This is a genomic window from Paenibacillus sp. USHLN196 (assembly GCF_037144955.1).
Classification (GTDB): domain Bacteria; phylum Bacillota; class Bacilli; order Paenibacillales; family Paenibacillaceae; genus Paenibacillus; species Paenibacillus xylanexedens_C.
Genome location: NZ_JBBCYH010000005.1, coordinates 508,798 through 526,248, shown reverse-complemented (window position 1 = coordinate 526,248; position 17,451 = coordinate 508,798). Strand labels below are relative to the sequence as shown.

Sequence of the window (17,451 nt, the reverse complement as noted above, 5' to 3'; positions counted from 1 at the left end):
CAACCAACATCGACCACAACGAAAACTAAATAAACTGCCTCCGGTAGAGTTCCGGAAGCAGTTTATAGCCTAGGGTCTTTTTTCAATGTCTATTAAATGGGGTCTTGACCACCTGATGGTACGGGCTTTTTTGATATTTTTTATCTGAATAATACAAGTATGAAATGTATAACAGCTGTCCACCATTTTGTTTAGGCCATAGCTTGTTGGTTATGGAGTTGTAATGTATTTTGATATAGTGAAACCTATAAATCTGGATTACTAATTCCTCTGAAAGGATAACCTATGTCTGACAACATGGAATGGATTGCTCAATGGAAGTCAACGAATGCACTAAGCAACGCATGGATAACGAAAGGCGAGCTGCATCACTTTTTCAGTCACACCTTGATATTTATCATTGATGGAAAAGCGATCTGGAATATAAATGGACACCGAGTTCACGTCTCCTATGGAGAATTAATTGCGCTCGAAGAGAACTCCGTAATGGAGGTCATTGAAGGTGGCAATCTGGATCTGGCAGGATGGCATGTTCAGTTCGATACATATTCGGTCCTGCATGAGCGACGGGAAGCAGAGAAGTTCGAATGGCATTTACCGTCAGGAGAGGTGTATCAGAAGGTACAACTGTCGGGTGGAAGTCTGGCAAGTATCATTCAGCATTGGAGTGAAGAGGATACACAGGAACAGAGTGCAGGAGGGGTTGGGCATCAGCATTTGTTATATGAATTATTAAAAAATCTGTACCGGAAACAAGCGGACAACAAACAGAAGCCAGAGCACGGCATACTACGTTCCATTGACTACATGCAGCAGCATCATGATCAGGTGATTACACGTATGCAGTTAGCTCAAATTGCCGGAATCAGTCCATGGCATTACTCCCGCAAATTTAGCGAGCGATATGGTAAGCCACCTCTGGATTATCTGGCCCACTACCGGATCTATCGTGCACAGGAAGAATTGATATTAACAGATGCAACCTCACAGGATATTGCCAAAAAATCTGGATTTGAAGATGCTCATTATTTCAGCCGACGCTTCAAACAGTTGACTGGCGTATCACCTAAGAAATATAGGCAGACGATGACGCAGCGGAAGATCGTGTCACTGTCTCCCATCTGTGCAGAAATGATGATTCATCTCGGTGTTATCCCCCATGCCGTAGTGGTCACTCCAATCCTGTTGTCCCCACATCATCGAGAACAATTTATAGCGCATGGAGTGCAGATGCTGGAGGTTGCACAGTATGAGGTGGAGATAGATCTTGTTCGACAAGCTCAACCGGAGATCATGATTGGGAACGTATTAACGGAAGAGGTCAAAAGAGAGCTGCGCACGATTGCACCAATTCTGACGGGACTTCATCCAGATGTAGAGCCGTTGCTCCATCAATTGGCAGCCTGGTTTTTCAAAGAAGAAAAGGCTCATAGATTGCATCAGCAGATGAAACACGAGGTCCGTGTAGCGAAGCAACAGTTGCAACCGATCATTCAATCCGCATCCACAGTCATGCTGTTGAGGGTAGAAGCGTTTGGTTATCGATATCTGGGTGGGCATTCACACGGTGCGTCTCAATTGTTATATGAACAGCTTGGATTAGCATTGCCGCAAGCGCTGCAATCAGGTACAGCCTGGTTTAATCCTTGTTCACTTGATCTGTTGGCACAAGCCAATCCCGATTATCTGTTTGTGGAGAAGCGGATCATGCAGCATTTTAGTGCTGAAGAAAATATGACGAAACTATGGGAGAGTCCGCAATGGAACGACCTGAAGGCTGTGAAGAATAACCGGGTGTATTACGTTGATACTCATCTGTGGGTGGACGGTCATGGAATTACGGGACATACCTTGATCTTGAATCAGATTATTCGCAATCTTACAGAAACCAATCCTATGTGAGCACAATAATCCAATTGAATACGCACGATATGCTATGGAAGCCACACTTCTTATTTGATACTATGTTGATAATAATTATCATTATCAACATAGTTAAGGGGCGAAGTATACCATGTCACGAAGATTCAAAGGGTTTGGCATCATGCTGTTGGTAATCAGTGTACTGCTAGCGGCTTGTTCCGGTGGAGCCAAAGAAGAAAATACAGCAACTGGAACAACAGAGACGAAGACGGAAGGCGCAGCAGGGACAACGGAAGAAGCAGGGAATGCCAGCGGAACTAAAGTGGTACAGGATCAGTTTGGAGAAGTAACGATTCCTGCCAATCCTCAAAATTTAATTGTGTTCGATTCAATCTATGCCGAGTATCTGATTGAGATGGGTGTTAAACCCCAAATCGTGTTGTTAACTCCGGAAGTCGAAGCGGAATACCGTCCTGCTTATTTTAAAGAACACGGAGTTCAGGTCATCGAAGTCGAGCAGTATCAATATAACTATGAGCAATTGCTAGCATTGTCACCGGATATGATCCTTACAGCAGGGGAAGGTATGGAACAGGGCGTATATGACGAGTTGTCCAAAATTGCTCCAACGGTGGCACTGGATGCCAACAGTGAAATGAAGCGTGCTATGCCGAAGCTGGCAGCCATATTCGACAAGACCGAAGAATCTGCCAAAGTACTGGCTGAATTCGACGAGAAAGCAGCACAAGCGAAAGAAAAAATTGCAGCAGCCCTTGGAGCCAAGACCGTATTGGTTCTCCGGGTAGAGCACAATCGTTACCGTTTCATGGGTCCCAAAGGAGGAAGCAGCAGTGTTTTCTTCTATGATATCCTGGGCCTGAATAGTCCTGAAGCGATCAAAGACTCTACAGATTGGTTTAGCCAGTTCTCGCTTGAATTCTTGCCTGAGATGAATCCGGATTATATTTTCCTGGAAGACAGAACCCTCGTAGGTTATGACACGAAGAAATCTATGGAAGATCTGAAAGCAAGCCAGGTGTGGGCGAATCTGGAGGCTGTGAAGAATGATCATGTCTTCCCGCTGAAAACGAGTGAATTTGTATCCGGTGTTGGTCCAATTGGTTCTGTGAAGTTAATGGACTACGTTGTTGAAAAGTTGGTGCCATAGATGACTGTAGAGCCTCAACTGGATATTTATGATATTACCATTGTTGGTGGGGGACCTGCTGGAATGTACGCCTCCTTTTATAGTGGCATGAGAGCCATGGGTACCAAAATCATTGAAGCCAAACAGGAACTGGGTGGATTCATGCGTACGTACCCGGAGAAGCTGATCTGGGATGTGGGCGGGGTTGACCCGATACGATGTGAGCAGCTGATTGAATCACTGGAAAGACAAGCGAGAACGTTCGATCCAACGATTGTATTTGGTCAGGAAATTGCCGAGCTGGAACGACGTGAGGACGGTGTATTTGAACTCATTTCCAAAACAGGCGAACGTCACTACACACGCACAATCTTGTTATGTGCTGGCAGAGGTATGACGCAGGTGCAAAAGCTGGCTATTGAAGGTGCCAACCGATATGAACTGACAAATCTGCACTACACGATAACCGACCTGTCCCGATTTGCCGGGAAGCGTGTTCTGATCTCGGGTGGCGGCGATTCCGCAGTCGACTGGGCGAATGAGATGGGCAAGATAGCAAGTGAAGTCACGGTAGCACACAGACGCCATGAGTTTACCGGACACGAGTCGCCAGTTGCTCAGATGAAAGCTCAAGCGAATGTCATGACGCCATATAGCATCTCACGCTTATACGGTGCAGGTGACAAAATAGATCGTGTTGAGCTGGTCCATGTAGAGACTGGTGAGATTACACATGTTGAAGTGGATGAAGTCGTCGTAAGTCATGGGTATGATCGTGATTTTGGCAATCTTGTGCAATGGGGCCTGGCGCGGGAAGATTACGGCGTATCCGTTGATCAGCGCATGCGTACCAACATTCCGGGTATATTCGGAGCAGGTGATTTCATTACCTATGGAAGCAAAGTCAGGCTAATCGCTGGTGCTTTTAACGATGCGGTGCTCGCAGTCAACAGTGCCAAGACGTATCTGGAACCTGCTGCTTCCGATATGGCGGGTGTATCTTCTCACAATGACCGGTTCTATGAGAAAAACAAAGCCCTTTTGTCATGAAAAGAATCCTGTGTAGAATGTAAACAAGCAAAACCCGTCTAACCACGAGATATTCTCGTATGTTAGACGGGCTTTTTCCGACTTAATGAAATGATTAAAATGCATCAATTTCCCATAATAGGCACTATGATTTTATGAATTATAGTTAATTGTCTATGCACTCCGTGATTGTAGCACATAGTATGTGGAGAAATATCACGGAGGTGAGTTGGTTGTTAAATAGACATGGGAAACAAATTTGTAGACGTAAATTTAAAAAACATTTTCATTGTGGTGTTAAGGTAAAAGTGGTAAAGGTTAAACCTAAAGTTGTTGTTAATGCACCGCAAGGTTCTCCAGGGATTCCTGGCCCACTAGGACCGATAGGTCCCAAGGGGGCGACAGGAGCTCAAGGGATACCGGGGCCGATCGGACTTCAAGGAGTTCCTGGTATACCAGGACCAGTCGGCCCTGCCGGAGCAGTAGGTCCTGCTGGCCCTGCCGGAGCAGTAGGTCCTGTTGGCCCTGCCGGAGCAGTAGGTCCTGTTGGCCCTGCCGGAGCAGTAGGTCCTGTTGGCCCTGCCGGAGCAGTAGGTCCTGCTGGCCCTGCTGGAGCAATAGGTCCTGCTGGCCCTGCCGGTCCAGCCGGGGCTGGAATATCTGATTTTCTAAGTGTTTTCCGGGCAGATCCCGGCACAGGTACTGACACAGTTCCAGGAAACGCTCCAATAACTTTAACCGGCGTTTTGGCTAATGTTGGAGGTGCATTTACTTTTGTACCGCCATCCTCGACGATAACAATCAATGAAACAGGAAGTTACTTTATCTCTTTTTCCATTCATAATCAGGGTAATGCTGATTTCAACCTTACAGTAAATGGAACGCCCATTACACCAGTGCCTTTTACGGGTAATGGAGGAGGACCCATCTCTGCTGAAGTAATTATTACGGTAACAACAGTACCAACGACGATCCAGTTGGTTAATGCGAATGCAACTCCTGCACAGTTGCATAATAATCTAAATACCACTGTGACCATTCTAAAACTGACGCCTTAATTCCAATTTTCAATATAGTTTATGTTCGTAAAATATAAAAGTTTATGTGTTTTATCCAGTAAATAAGTCTATTTATTCAAAAGATAGATTAACGGGGGTGGAGAGTGGCGGGACGATGACGCTGAAGTCATCGCCGCTACTCTCTCCGTTTCCGAAGCCAAGCCCCCAAAGTCTGGGTAAGAGAATCACGGTGCTAGTAGCTACCGAAGGTATGGGGTCTCTAAGATTACGACCGTCGTTATGTTCAAGCTGGACAAGATACTTAAGCAAGAGGAAGCTCTGGTTAAACTTTTTCGATGATCTTAAAACATTTGATTATCTGCACTGGTAGTTTGAAAACATAACCAACATAAGTTGTCCATGTTGTGGATTAACATCTGGGGAATAAACAGATCCATACTCAGCTATCGGTTATCCCACAAAAGCCTGTCTATTTGCTGATTGAAAGAGCTTTCATTTCATCCGTATACTAAAGGTGTCAGAAGGTTGGGTGTCATAATGAGGCATTCATCGTAATAGGAAAGGATGATATGAAATGGGCAGATTAACTGGAAAAGTTGCAATTATAACTGGAGCCGCAAGTGGCATGGGATTGGCAGGTATTCAATTATTTGCAAGAGAAGGAGCCAAGGTAGTGGCTACCGATGTGGCAATCGAAGCTTTGGAGGAACAGGTTAAACAGATTGTAGCTGATGGCGGGGAAGCCATTGCGTTGAAGCTGGATGTGTCCAGTCCAGAGTCATGGAACGATGTTGTGGAAGAAACCGTATCGAAATACGGAAAAATAGATATTCTGGTCAACAATGCCGGAATTCATATGGCCAAAGGCATTTTGGAAGCTGAGCTAGAGGATTGGGACAAGGTGATGTCCATTAATGGAACAGGTGTATGGCTGGGCATGAAGGCAGTCATTCCTTATATGCAGAAGAATGGACAAGGTTCCATCGTTAATACCTCTTCCATTGCAGCGATTATTGGTGGAATAGCGGATGCCCAGGGCGCGGCTTATAGTGCTTCCAAGGGATCTGTACGTTCACTGACCAAACACGGTGCACAATGGTTTGCCAAAGATAATATTCGTGTGAACTCCGTACATCCGGGTGCTGTATTTACAGGTATGGTGGAGAAAGCAGGCATCAAATCCCAGGTGGAGATGGGGGAGAATTACAAAAATCTTGCACCACTGCCTCCACATGCTGGTGAATCTATGGATATTGCTTACGCCTACCTGTTTTTGGCATCTGATGAATCCAAATTCATTACAGGCGTTGAGTTGCCTGTAGATGGTGGCTGGATCAGCAACTAATTAAAATAAATGTTTCGACATACTAAAGAGGTACTGTATCTCAAGCTTCACGTGAGACAGTACCTCTTTTTAAGAACAGATACCACTACAGAGTCATGGCATAACATTATCTTGATGGATTCGTTGCAGAATGGAGATTAGACCGATAAATCTCTTGGGATCGGTTCATGCGTGTGAATTCCAATAGTTGTTCTGCCATATAGGAGGCACTGTATTTGAAGTTGCTTTGCACCCAACCCGTAACTAAACCAAGAACGGCATTGGCTTGATAACAGGCGAGAAGTTCCTTATCCAACCGTGGATCAGGCGACAGATCCGTTACATCCTCCAGATACAAGTTCTTAAGTGTTATATAGAACGTGTCCCTGAAATCCAGTAGCACGTTAGAATTAACCAGTAAAGTATAGAAGGAGGCATGAGCCAGCACATGGTCGAAAATTTGAATGGCTGAGGCATTAAGGTCCTTAATATCAAAATCTCGGAAATGCTGATAGGGTGCTCGATAGGCTGATTTGAGATCGTCAATCACGTCATTTAACAATTCATTCAACAGGTCTTCCTTGTACACATAATGCTTGTAAAATGTGCTGCGGTTCAGATCGGCGGATTTGACAATATCGGTGATGGTTATGCTGGCTAATGGTTTACGGGACATCCATTCCAGAAGGGCTGTCTTCAGTGCCAGTTTTGATTTGTGTACTCTTCGATCGGTGTCAGGTACGGCTGGAGACTTAAGCATGTATACACATCCTCCCTTACTTATCAATGATACAGTGTACAGGTTGCAGATTACTCATACTACAATACAAAAATGTGAATATATGGTGACTTTGGTGTCGTAAACTGTCCGTAACGATGTGTTCTCCCTTATAATAAACCAAAACGGACGAGGAGATGGACTCCAAATGAAGAAACAAATGTGGATCATTGCAAGTGTTGCAGTTGTGATTGTGATCGGAACATACCTGTTTGCAAGCAATACGAGCAAGGAAGAGGCGGGTACAGCCAATGCGCCCAACATCAGAAAATTGGTAGAAGATATCAGCACAGGTAAAGAGACACCGGAATCAGCTTCCATCAATGCCAAACAGTTAATTGTCACCGATCAAGATAAAAAGACCACTACATATGATTTGCCTGAAAATGAATTTTTCCTTTCCATTGCGCCTTACGTGGACCAGACCCATCCCTGTGCAATTCATAGCTTGACTGGCTGTCAGGGGGAAATGAGCAACGAGGAGTTCAATGTTACCATTCACGATTCCGAGGGCAACACCTTAATGAAGGATGCCATGATGAAATCGGGTGCAAACGGATTTATGGATCTATGGGTGCCCAGAGATAGAACTTATCTCATTCGTGTAGTTCATGATGGGAAAGTTGCAGAGACCCAATTGTCTACGTATGACAACGATGATACGTGTATCACTACAATGCAGCTAAGTTAAATCAGATCTGATCGATCCAAGGGATGGGGATTGCTGAAGAGCAGTTCCTTTTTCCTGTTATTCGGAGAATCAAGATCACAAGTGACTTTGCATTGACAAAAATCCATTCCTACGGCATAATCCAATAGTGATAATGATAATTGTTATCATATAAATACATATATACAGGGGAGAATACAGATATGAAAAAAGGATTAAACGGACTGTTGATCATGCTGGCCTTTGTGCTGGTTTTGGCGGGATGTGGTAAAGCCAATACTACAACTGATACAAGTCAAGGTGCCGATTCGGGTAGTGCTCCGGCTGAGGAAACCGCAGGTCCAGTTACAGTGAAGCATAAACGTGGAGAGCTTCAACTGGACAAGCCGGCTGAGCGTGTCGTTACACTTGAATGGACGTATACAGAAGATGTCGTTGCCCTGGGAGTTCAACCAGTAGGTAACGCAGATAATGCTAACTATAAACTTTATGTAACATCCGAAGCAGCACTGGATGACAGTGTTACGGACATCGGAACACGCAGTGAGCCGAATCTTGAAGCTATTGCTGCATTGAAGCCAGATCTGATCATTGCCAATGCGGATAATAATACAGCGGTCTACGATCAGCTGAATGCAATTGCACCAACGATTGAATATGACCCGTATGATGGTGACGGCTATGATTATGACAAGATGACAGAGATCTTTAATAACATTGCAACGGCTCTGGGTAAAGAAGACAAAGCAAAAGAAGTTCTGAGTGATCTTGATCAGCACTATGTAGAAGCCAAAGAAAAACTGGCTGCTGCGGGGAAAGAAAACTTCAACTTTGCACTGACACAAGCGTTCACATATCAAAATGCAGCCAGCCTGCGTATGTTTACGGATAACTCTGTTGTTATTGGTACGCTCGACAAGATTGGCTTGGTTAATGATTGGCAGCCGGACAAGATGGAGAGTTATGGCTTCTCTACAGTAGGCATTGAATCTTTATCCAATGTACAGGACAGTAACTTCATTTATATTACACAGCCAGACGATGACGTCTTTGGCGCAGCCATGAAAGATAACTCGGTATGGAACGGATTGAACTTTGTGAAGGATAAACGCATATATCAACTCGATAGCACAACATGGACATTTGGCGGACCGATCTCCTCCAAAGTATTGGTTGATGGAGTAGTCGAGGCGATTACCAAATGAGTTCGGTTCAAGGATCTAAGCCAGCTATGAATTGGCGCACAATAAGCATATATGGGGGCGGTCTAACCGCTCTCATCGTGCTTTTTTTTGTAAGTCTAATTTATGGAGAGGCATCCATTCCTTTGCATGTCGTTTGGGACGCTCTTACGGGCAGACAGGATTCATTAGAGCACAATATGGTCTGGGACTTGCGCATGCCGCGTACAGTCATCGGTATTCTTGCGGGTGGCGCACTGGCTGTTGCGGGCGCTTTGCTGCAGACGATTACTCGTAATCCACTGGCTGCTTCAGATACGCTGGGCATTAATGCAGGAGCATACTTTGTAGTGGTACTAGGTGCTATTGCTTTTCCAGGCCTGATAAGCCAGTCGCCTTTTCTCTTCGCAGCTCTAGGTGGTTTGCTGGCAGCATTTGCGGCTTATTTCATGGGCGGCGGACGAACATCAAGCCCGGTTCGACTTGCATTGTCCGGTATGATTGTATCGATGGTGCTTGGTTCATTTACAAGTGCATTACATATTTTTTTCTCCATGGAGACGCAGGGGTTGTTCCTGTGGGGCTCCGGAACACTCGTTCAGAATGACTGGAGCGGTGTGTCCTATGCTTTGCCTTGGGTGATTGGAATTACCCTTCTCGCGTTAATCCTGTCCAGACAGTGGGATATGCTGGAGTTGGATGAATCAACGGCTTCTTCCTTGGGACAAAAGGTTGGATTGGCTCGTGCAGTAGGGTTAATTCTTGCTGTATTGCTGGCCGCCGTGATTGTCAGTGTAATCGGGCCGATTGGGTTCGTGGGACTGGTTGCACCTCATCTGGTTCGATTGAGCGGTGTACGTTCCAATCGATTACTATTACCTGGTGTGTTCATATGGGGAGCAGCACTCCTGGTTGGAGCAGACGTTCTCGCCAAGATGGTACATAACTCCAGCATGGAGCTGCCAACGGGTGCCGTTATGGCGATCATTGGTGCACCGTGGCTCATCTGGCTTGTTCTTACACGCATGAAGGCTTCGAACGGATCAGGCATGTCTACTTCAATGAGCACAGGAGGAGCCGCGCGTCGCTTTGCATTTGGCCCGATGGCTGTATTATTTTCAGTCATAACAGTCGTGCTTATCTTGCTCAGTACGATGTTTGGCGGTATGCGAATTCCTCTGGCCGATTGGTTACCGAGTCTATTCCAATCGGATGGACTGTTCTCCGCGCTGATTCAGCTTCGAATTCCGCGTACACTTGTTGCCGCTGGTGCAGGAGCTGCACTGGCAATCAGTGGTGTGCTCATTCAGATGGCGGTACGTAACCCTCTGGCAGATGCTTCAATTGTCGGTGTATCCTCAGGTGCAGGGCTTGGAGCGATGATGGTCATCATCTTATGGCCGGGTCTTCCGATATACTTGCTGCCAATTGCGGCAATCATCGGTGCAGCCATTGCTGCAGTAGTTGTGTTCTCCCTCGCCTGGAAGAAAGGACTGAACCCTTCGGCAGTTGTGTTGCTAGGGATCGCGATGTCTGCCATTGCTGGAGCAGGTATTCAGATTCTGATTGTACGTGGTGCCGTTTACGGTAGCAGCGGGTATATCTGGCTGACGGGAAGCACCTATGCTCGTACCTGGGAACAGGTGAAGGTTATCGGATTATTTTTAGTTATTCTGGTACCTGTGGCCTGGTGGCTGGCGCGTAGATTCGAACTGTTGGTATTCGACGACAATAGTGCATCTGGACTTGGACTGGGTGTACGCCGTACACGATTACTGGCCATGACAGTTGGTGTATTACTTGCAGCAGGTGCTGTTGCTTGTGTAGGAACCGTCGGTTTTATCGGTCTGATTGCACCACATATGGTTCGGTTACTGACGGGGAATAAGTTAAGACGTTCGATGTTTTTATCCGCATTAGCCGGTGCAGTCATGTTGGTACTGGCCGATACGATCGGCAGAACCGTCATGGCGCCAACAGAGATTCCATCAGGCATACTCATTGCGATTATCGGAACGCCGTACTTCCTGTATCTGATGTATCGTTCCAACTGGCGCAAGTCGATAAAGTAAAAGTGAACTTCAAAAATATCACAAATGATTTAGAATAAAAAATCCCGCTTATGCAGCGGGATTTTTAGCGTATATTCTCATTTATATATATTGGTGGATGAATATCTGGTTGAGGATAATGACCCGGTTTTCGCATGAGAGCAGAAAGAGCACCACTTCCCGAATAAGGAAATGGTGCTTTTTGCTATCGATTAATTCGGTACCAGTATGCCGCTGTCTTCCACGGATTGAAGTGCCTGTTCCAATTGGTCCCGATCCTGGACCAGCGCGAGCCGGACATACCCTTCACCCGAAGGGCCAAATGCACTTCCAGGCGTCACGATGACGCCCGCCCGGCTGACCAGATCCATGGCGAATTGCTCCGAACTGTCATAATGAGCAGGAATCCGCGTCCAGATAAACATGGTGGCATCAGGCTTCGTTATATCCCATCCGAGTCTGCTGAATCCTTCGCACAGAATGTCCCGACGTTCCTCATAGATTGCCCGTACCCGATCTACGTCACTCTGATCCCCGGTAATGGCGGCAATGGCTGCCTTCTGAATCGGGAGGAACATGCCGTAATCCATGTTGGATTTCAGCTTTTTCAACATGGATACTATCGTTGCGTTGCCCATGCAAAATCCGATTCGAGCCCCGGCGAGCCCATAGGTTTTGGACAGAGAGTTGAATTCAACACCGACGTCCATGGCACCAGGGAAGGCAAGAAAACTTCCGCATGATTTCCCGTCGAACACGAGCTCGCTGTACGCATTGTCATGGAGGACGATAATATCATGTTTTTTGGCAAATGCGATCAGGTCCAGGTAGAACTGCTCCGGTGCCATTGCTGTTGTTGGGTTGTTGGGATAGGAGACCAGCATGAATTTGGCTCTCTGCGCTATATCCTCGGGTATCTCTTCCAGCTGAATGACATAATGATGTTCTTCCTTTTGAGGCATGTAATACAGCTCTGCTCCCGCCAGAAGCGGCCCATCCGCGAAAACCGGATAACAGGGATCCGGAACAAGAACAAGATCGCCTTCATCCACGATGGATAATGAGATATGTGCCAGACCCTCTTGTGAGCCAAGCAGGGAGCATACTTCGGTTTGGGGGTTCAGATCGACCTCGTACCTGCGTTGGTACCACTCACTGACAGCCTTCAGCAGCTCACTCTGGTCATTGATGGCATACGTATAATTCTGTACATCTGCTGCTGCCTCACATAGAGCCTGAATAATATGTTGCGCTGGCGGGGTGTTGGGTGCGCCTACGCTAAGATCGATGACGCCCAATCCCTGTTCCAGACGTTGTCTCTTAATTTCAGATAATCGAGTAAATATGCCTTCATTAAAATGGTTCATTCGTTTGGCAAATTGCATGCTGCGTATCCTCCAGTCTGTTCAAACGCTTATATCTATAATAGATTGGCGAGCTGCAAATGAGAAGAGACGCTGACAAACTCTGTTACATCGTTTGGCCTTTCTGCACCTGTCACTGCCCAAAGTCGAGCGTCTGTGCGACTTTTCAAGCATGCCATAACTTGCGTCAGCTGGAATTGGATTTTATGAAATCATACAGGAGATCGACAACCTATGGACTGCGGAGCAACTAGAGATATTGGAACTGAAGGAGATACATACAGGGATTAAAGACTTTTCCGGTTTGTTAAAAATGGATTCTCTGAAGCAGATTGATTTCCGCTTTATTGATCACAGCAAAGGCCGTATTGCTGCCATGCGCAGACAAATGACTGATGCGGGGAAAGAGCACCTTCTCTATGAAAATATTCCTGAAGAACAACGGATCCCCTCCATGGCTCATGTGCATCTGTCCAAATTTCTGATGGAGAAAAATAATGAACAAGCCCGCTGGCCGAGCGGGCTGTTCTGTATTGAGCACCATCCAGCTTCTCCTTCTAGCGCTTGATTAGCCATGACCGGAGGAGAGGAACGGGTCATCACCCGCATGACGCTTGCGGTATTCTCCGGGAGTCAGCCCGTATCGACGCTTGAACATGCGGATGAACGAGTTCGCGTTTTGATAACCGACCTGCATGGCGATGTCCTGAATCCGCAGATCCACATTTACAAGCAGCTCCTTGGCCCGTTCAACCCGCAGATTATTCAGATACTCGCTGAAGTTGATGTTGGTCTTTTCCTTAAAAATACTGGAGAGGTACCCTGGGGTTAAATTCAACTTGTCGGCGACGATATTCAAATTAATATCTTCCCCATAGTGATGATCCAAATAGTCCAGTACAAAGCTGATGACCGGATCGCGCGTTTCCGACTGACTGCGGACTGCCGCTAGTACTGGTTGAACGAGCCCACGAAGCCATTGCCTGTACTGCTGCACGGAGTGAAAACCCGCAAATGGCTCACCCAGTGGAGAAGGATGAAGGTCAGAGCCGATGGGACTCAAATTCAGCTTCATCACGGTTTTGCCGATTTGTTCCACTGCACCAAGAGCAAAGGTGCGGAAGTCCTCTGCGGCCGCATCCTTGTGCTGCAGCTGTTCCAGCTGGCGATCCACCCAAGCGAAAACGGCCTCCTCATTACCTGATTGCAGCAGATTGTGCAGCTCCTCCCCATAGGTTACCTTCACATGGAAGGCATTGGAGGAGGAAGCGCGCGGCTCTACAATAATCTGCGTTTCCCCATTCAGTCTCCGCTCTTTCAACAGGATGGACAGATTGCTGTAAGCATCGGTAAACGGGATTTCTCCGGAATATACTGGACTCACTGCGATGGTCAGGTAGAGGGATTCTTCGGTAGCGAGCAATTCCTTCAGTGTATCCAGCGCCTGTAGTATACCGCTCTGCGGACCGGGATCGAACATCAGCAGTAACAGCTGATCCTGCTCGGGCTGAAGGGCAACACTGTTGTTTTGGCTGCTGCTGATCAGGCTCTGAATTAGCTTCCATAATAACAGGGTATGCTGCCCGAATTCATCTGGCAGGGATTTGAAGCCAACCTTAAACAAAATGGAGACATAGGGCTGCTCGGGTTGCCGGACATCCTCAAGCTCTGCCAGGTAGGAGCTGAGCGGGATATTTTTCACTTTATGGGTATAAGCATACTGGCGTATAAGAGAGTTCTTCTGCGCAAGATCGCTTTGAATGTAGCGGTTATTCTCCAGAATAGAGCTTAAACGGTCACCGATCATGGCGAATTCCTTTACACTGCTCAACTTGTCTGGCCCGCTGCCGGAATCTCGGTCAAGAGCGGCAATGAGGCGCTGAAGCGGCTGATTTAATCGCAGGCTGAAAAACAGGGACGAGAGCACGCTGATCAGTACAGCGGCTCCGAGCAGGAGCGCCAGCAGCAGCTGCATGCCGCGTATTTCCGCGCCAATTACCGCGGCCTGGGTTACCTGGACATAGGTAAACCCGGTTTGCTTGCCTTTTTCATAGAAGTAATACTGATCTCCAATGCGTTCATATCTGCCTCCGTCTGCAGGAAGCCGTGGATTTTGTACGTTCCCTTCTACCGTAGTGAATAGAAGGCGCCCCTCGTTGTCCAGAATGTAGAACGGATTATTACCGGCATCGCCATAAGTGTCCTGCATACGCTGGGGATTCAGCATAACAATGCCGTACACGTCCTCGTAAGGAATAGCTTTCATCATGACCGGCATCAGTTGCCCGAGGGAGCGGGAAGAATGAACAGTGTTTTCCGTAAAAGCTGCGGCAGGCATTACTTTGAGAAACTGATTGTTCATGGTTTGAGTTTTCCAGTAGTCCGGTGGATATTCCTTACTGTAATAATATTTGCCGAACATATCGCTGGCACTGCTGAGACCTTCCTTCTCCAGTACATAGTCTTCTTGCTTGAAATAGAGGATGAAATTGTCGATATGCAAAAAAGGATTGGCATACAGGGTGGAGAGGTCCGATTTGACCTCAGCGGGAACATCGTAACGGCGATTCTCCTTAATGTGGCTCAAAATGCCCAAATTGGCTGTCCAGGTGTCCGATTGAGTGAGGGCCAGAATCATGTTCTGGGTCAGCCGAAAGTGATTCTCATACCCTTCGACGGTCTGTGCAAGGCCCAGTTCATTTTGTCTGACCATCTCCTGGTAAACTTTGTTGCTCAAGTACAGATGGGAGAACAAATTAAATGAAGCCAAAATCAGGATGACACTGAGAAAGCTCAGCATTAGCTTGGCAAACAGGCCATTCAGCGCAAATTTGCTTGTAAGCAGTCCCTTCATCATGACATTCCCCCTTGGATACAGCCGAAAATCGTTTGGTCTAATCCTATCATAGCGGCATAAAGCTGACACAAACAATATGCACTTTTACTGATTTATACGCGGATATCTGGAAAATAGGTGTATAGGCGAAAAGTTATATAACATGTAGATAGCGCTTTCCTAGGATTAATCGTTATAATTCGGAGACAAACCCGGGGATTTCAGGGGAAGTTATCTAACATTCAAGTCGATTTTCAATCATCACTAATAAAGAGGGGGCATGCTGATGGCTGATGCTGGCTTAATGCAAGACAAACTGCGAAAGATAGTGAACCATCCACCTCGGCGGAAGGCGCGGATGGTCCGAATCTGGAACAAGAACAAGGCGCTATGGCTGCTATTCCTGCCATGCCTCCTGTATTATCTAATCTTCCGCTATGCACCGATGTTCGGACTGGTCATCACCTTCAAGGATTACAATTTGTTCAAAGGAATTTGGGCCAGTGACTGGGTGGGGTTCAAATATTATCGGATGTTTCTGGAGAATCCCGATTTTTGGCCCCTGATGAAGAACACGTTTCTGCTGGGACTATATAAGCTGGTGTTCGGCTTCCCGGCCCCGATCCTGCTCGCGATTCTGCTGAATGAGGTGCGCAGGGCTGCATTCAAGCGTTTTGTGCAAACGGTTAGTTATCTGCCGCATTTCATCTCGAATGTGATTGTGGTAAGTATGGTGATTATGTTCCTGTCTCCGACCGGAGGACTGATTAACAATCTGCTGTCAGGGATCGGCATTGGACCCATCAATTTTATGAATGAGCCAGGATTGTTTCGTGGCATCTATGTTCTGTCGGAAATCTGGCAGCATATCGGCTGGGAGACCATTATTTATCTGGCCGCACTGACGACCATTGACCCGCAGCTGTATGAGGCCGCTGATATGGACGGAGCAAGCCGATTACGCAAAATCTGGCATGTCACGTTGCCCGGCATATCCCCTGCAATTGTCATAACGCTGATTTTGAATATCGGGAAGGTGCTTGAGATAGGTTTCGAGAAGGTCTTTCTGATGCAGAATCCGGCAATCTACGATACGGCGGATATTATTAGCACATATGTCTACAGGGTGGGCATGGTACAGGGGAACTTCAGCTATGGTGCATCCATTGATTTGTTCATGGGAGTCATCAGCCTGATTTTCATCTATACGGCCAACTGGCTCAGCCGCCGATTAAGCGAGACCAGTCTATGGTAGAAAGAGGTGTGGCGTGAGATCATTCCAATTTTCCTGGTTTAACGTTGTGGCATCCCTGATCCTGCTGCTGGTTGTGGTGGTCACACTCTATCCGTTCCTTCATATGCTGGCCGTCTCCCTCAGCAGCAACGTGAACGTCATTCAAAACAATATTTCCTTCTGGCCCAAGGGCTTCAATCTGAGCATGTATAAACTGGTGCTGGGAGATCCGCAGATCTGGACGGCTTACCGGAATACGATCCTTTACACTGTGCTTGGCACACTGATCTCGCTGGTGGTCACCTCGACGGGAGCCTACGCGTTGTCCAGAAAAGACATGGCACTGCGCAATAGCTTCACCGTGCTGATTGTCATTACGATGTTCTTCAGCGGGGGGATGATTCCAACCTTCCTGGTGGTCCGTTCCCTGAATCTGGTGGACACCATCTGGGGAATGGTTCTTCCCGGGGCAGTCAGCACCTGGAACCTGATTCTGATGCGCACGTTTTTCTCAGGCATCCCCAAAGAGCTGGAGGAATCGGGCCGTATGGACGGCCTGAATGATATCGGCATCTTCATTCGGATTGTCGTTCCGCTGTCCAAGGCGTCCTTCGCCACCATAGCCTTGTTCTATGCCGTGGGCATGTGGAATAACTTTATTTTCCCGCTGCTCTATCTAAGGTCTCCCGATTTGTTCCCGCTGCAGGTACTGCTGCGTAATCTGGTGCTTGCCGGCACGGCAAGCTCAGGCGACGTAACGTCCATTGGTGGAGATAACCTGGTGGTGGAGGAATCGCTCAAATATGCGACCATTATGGTCTCCACCCTGCCGATTCTGGTCATCTATCCGTTTGTACAGAAGTATTTCGTTAAGGGTGCCATGGTCGGAGCGGTCAAAGGCTAGATTTGGAAAACAAAGCAATTCAACGTAAATTCGGATTAAGGGAGAGAAGCT

The 17,451-nt window shown here is 47.0% G+C and carries 14 protein-coding genes; 11 read left to right on the top strand and 3 right to left on the bottom strand.

Translation table 11 applies throughout. The annotated features are described in order from the left end of the window. Positions 1-285 precede the first annotated feature (285 nt). The 5 genes from WFI24_RS15860 (at position 286) to WFI24_RS15840 (ending at position 6,403) form a co-directional block, all read left to right on the top strand. The gene (locus tag WFI24_RS15860) at positions 286-1,902 is read left to right on the top strand and encodes a helix-turn-helix domain-containing protein (protein ID WP_336762233.1); all 1,617 of its coding nucleotides are present in this window, start codon (positions 286-288) and stop codon (positions 1,900-1,902) included. 112 nt (positions 1,903-2,014) lie between these two features. Beyond that, the gene (locus tag WFI24_RS15855) at positions 2,015-3,031 is read left to right on the top strand and encodes an ABC transporter substrate-binding protein (protein ID WP_336762231.1); all 1,017 of its coding nucleotides are present in this window, start codon (positions 2,015-2,017) and stop codon (positions 3,029-3,031) included. After that, complete coding sequence (locus WFI24_RS15850; RefSeq protein ID WP_336762229.1) at positions 3,032-4,060, top strand: NAD(P)/FAD-dependent oxidoreductase; 1,029 nt, start codon at positions 3,032-3,034, stop codon at positions 4,058-4,060. It begins immediately after the preceding gene. Between the two features lie 287 nt (positions 4,061-4,347). Next, positions 4,348-5,097, top strand: coding sequence for a collagen-like protein (locus tag WFI24_RS15845; protein ID WP_336762228.1), 750 nt, complete (start codon positions 4,348-4,350; stop codon positions 5,095-5,097). 535 nt (positions 5,098-5,632) lie between these two features. After that, complete coding sequence (locus tag WFI24_RS15840; RefSeq protein ID WP_336762226.1) at positions 5,633-6,403, top strand: SDR family NAD(P)-dependent oxidoreductase; 771 nt, start codon at positions 5,633-5,635, stop codon at positions 6,401-6,403. Between the two features lie 106 nt (positions 6,404-6,509). On the opposite strand, the gene WFI24_RS15835 is transcribed toward WFI24_RS15840, so the two are convergent. Beyond that, positions 6,510-7,142 carry a TetR/AcrR family transcriptional regulator gene (locus WFI24_RS15835; protein WP_336762225.1) on the bottom strand — a complete coding sequence of 211 codons (633 nt, stop codon included), beginning with the start codon at positions 7,140-7,142 and terminating at the stop codon, positions 6,510-6,512. 166 nt (positions 7,143-7,308) lie between these two features. Here WFI24_RS15835 and WFI24_RS15830 point away from each other — a divergent pair, with 166 nt between their 5' ends. From WFI24_RS15830 to WFI24_RS15820, 3 genes are all read left to right on the top strand, one after another. After that, a complete protein-coding gene (locus WFI24_RS15830) occupies positions 7,309-7,851 on the top strand; it encodes a CueP family metal-binding protein (RefSeq protein WP_336762223.1) in 543 nt (180 codons plus the stop codon). A 182-nt stretch (positions 7,852-8,033) separates the two neighbouring features. Next, a complete protein-coding gene (locus WFI24_RS15825; RefSeq protein WP_336762221.1) occupies positions 8,034-9,035 on the top strand; it encodes an ABC transporter substrate-binding protein in 1,002 nt (333 codons plus the stop codon). Then, complete coding sequence (locus WFI24_RS15820; protein ID WP_336762219.1) at positions 9,032-11,083, top strand: iron ABC transporter permease; 2,052 nt, start codon at positions 9,032-9,034, stop codon at positions 11,081-11,083. The genes WFI24_RS15825 and WFI24_RS15820 overlap by 4 nt, the downstream gene beginning before the upstream one ends. Before the next feature lie 191 nt (positions 11,084-11,274). On the opposite strand, the gene WFI24_RS15815 is transcribed toward WFI24_RS15820, so the two are convergent. Then, complete coding sequence (locus tag WFI24_RS15815; protein WP_336762217.1) at positions 11,275-12,447, bottom strand: aminotransferase class I/II-fold pyridoxal phosphate-dependent enzyme; 1,173 nt, start codon at positions 12,445-12,447, stop codon at positions 11,275-11,277. A 238-nt stretch (positions 12,448-12,685) separates the two neighbouring features. Between WFI24_RS15815 and WFI24_RS15810 the strand changes: the two genes are divergently transcribed. Then, the gene (locus WFI24_RS15810) at positions 12,686-12,994 is read left to right on the top strand and encodes a hypothetical protein (protein ID WP_336762215.1); all 309 of its coding nucleotides are present in this window, start codon (positions 12,686-12,688) and stop codon (positions 12,992-12,994) included. Here the strand turns inward: WFI24_RS15810 and WFI24_RS15805 are convergent, their stop codons facing one another. Continuing rightward, positions 12,995-15,283 carry a helix-turn-helix domain-containing protein gene (locus tag WFI24_RS15805; RefSeq protein ID WP_336762213.1) on the bottom strand — a complete coding sequence of 763 codons (2,289 nt, stop codon included), beginning with the start codon at positions 15,281-15,283 and terminating at the stop codon, positions 12,995-12,997. 337 nt (positions 15,284-15,620) lie between these two features. Here WFI24_RS15805 and WFI24_RS15800 point away from each other — a divergent pair, with 337 nt between their 5' ends. Then, a complete protein-coding gene (locus WFI24_RS15800) occupies positions 15,621-16,517 on the top strand; it encodes an ABC transporter permease (RefSeq protein ID WP_336762262.1) in 897 nt (298 codons plus the stop codon). Between the two features lie 13 nt (positions 16,518-16,530). Beyond that, positions 16,531-17,400, top strand: coding sequence for a carbohydrate ABC transporter permease (locus WFI24_RS15795; RefSeq protein ID WP_336762211.1), 870 nt, complete (start codon positions 16,531-16,533; stop codon positions 17,398-17,400). The last annotated feature ends 51 nt before the right edge of the window (positions 17,401-17,451 follow it).

What these genes read in the sequence shown, in the direction of transcription:
- WFI24_RS15855 (WP_336762231.1), top strand. Translation starts at nt 2,015, where the DNA reads ATGTCACGAAGATTCAAAGGGTTTGGCATCATGCTGTTGGTAATCAGT.
- WFI24_RS15860 (WP_336762233.1), top strand. Translation starts at nt 286, where the DNA reads ATGTCTGACAACATGGAATGGATTGCTCAATGGAAGTCAACGAATGCA.
- WFI24_RS15850 (WP_336762229.1), top strand. Translation starts at nt 3,032, where the DNA reads ATGACTGTAGAGCCTCAACTGGATATTTATGATATTACCATTGTTGGT.
- WFI24_RS15840 (WP_336762226.1), top strand. Translation starts at nt 5,633, where the DNA reads ATGGGCAGATTAACTGGAAAAGTTGCAATTATAACTGGAGCCGCAAGT.
- WFI24_RS15800 (WP_336762262.1), top strand. Translation starts at nt 15,621, where the DNA reads ATGGTCCGAATCTGGAACAAGAACAAGGCGCTATGGCTGCTATTCCTG.
- WFI24_RS15825 (WP_336762221.1), top strand. Translation starts at nt 8,034, where the DNA reads ATGAAAAAAGGATTAAACGGACTGTTGATCATGCTGGCCTTTGTGCTG.
- WFI24_RS15835 (WP_336762225.1), bottom strand. Translation starts at nt 7,142, where the DNA reads ATGCTTAAGTCTCCAGCCGTACCTGACACCGATCGAAGAGTACACAAA.
- WFI24_RS15830 (WP_336762223.1), top strand. Translation starts at nt 7,309, where the DNA reads ATGAAGAAACAAATGTGGATCATTGCAAGTGTTGCAGTTGTGATTGTG.
- WFI24_RS15815 (WP_336762217.1), bottom strand. Translation starts at nt 12,447, where the DNA reads ATGCAATTTGCCAAACGAATGAACCATTTTAATGAAGGCATATTTACT.
- WFI24_RS15805 (WP_336762213.1), bottom strand. Translation starts at nt 15,283, where the DNA reads ATGATGAAGGGACTGCTTACAAGCAAATTTGCGCTGAATGGCCTGTTT.
- WFI24_RS15820 (WP_336762219.1), top strand. Translation starts at nt 9,032, where the DNA reads ATGAGTTCGGTTCAAGGATCTAAGCCAGCTATGAATTGGCGCACAATA.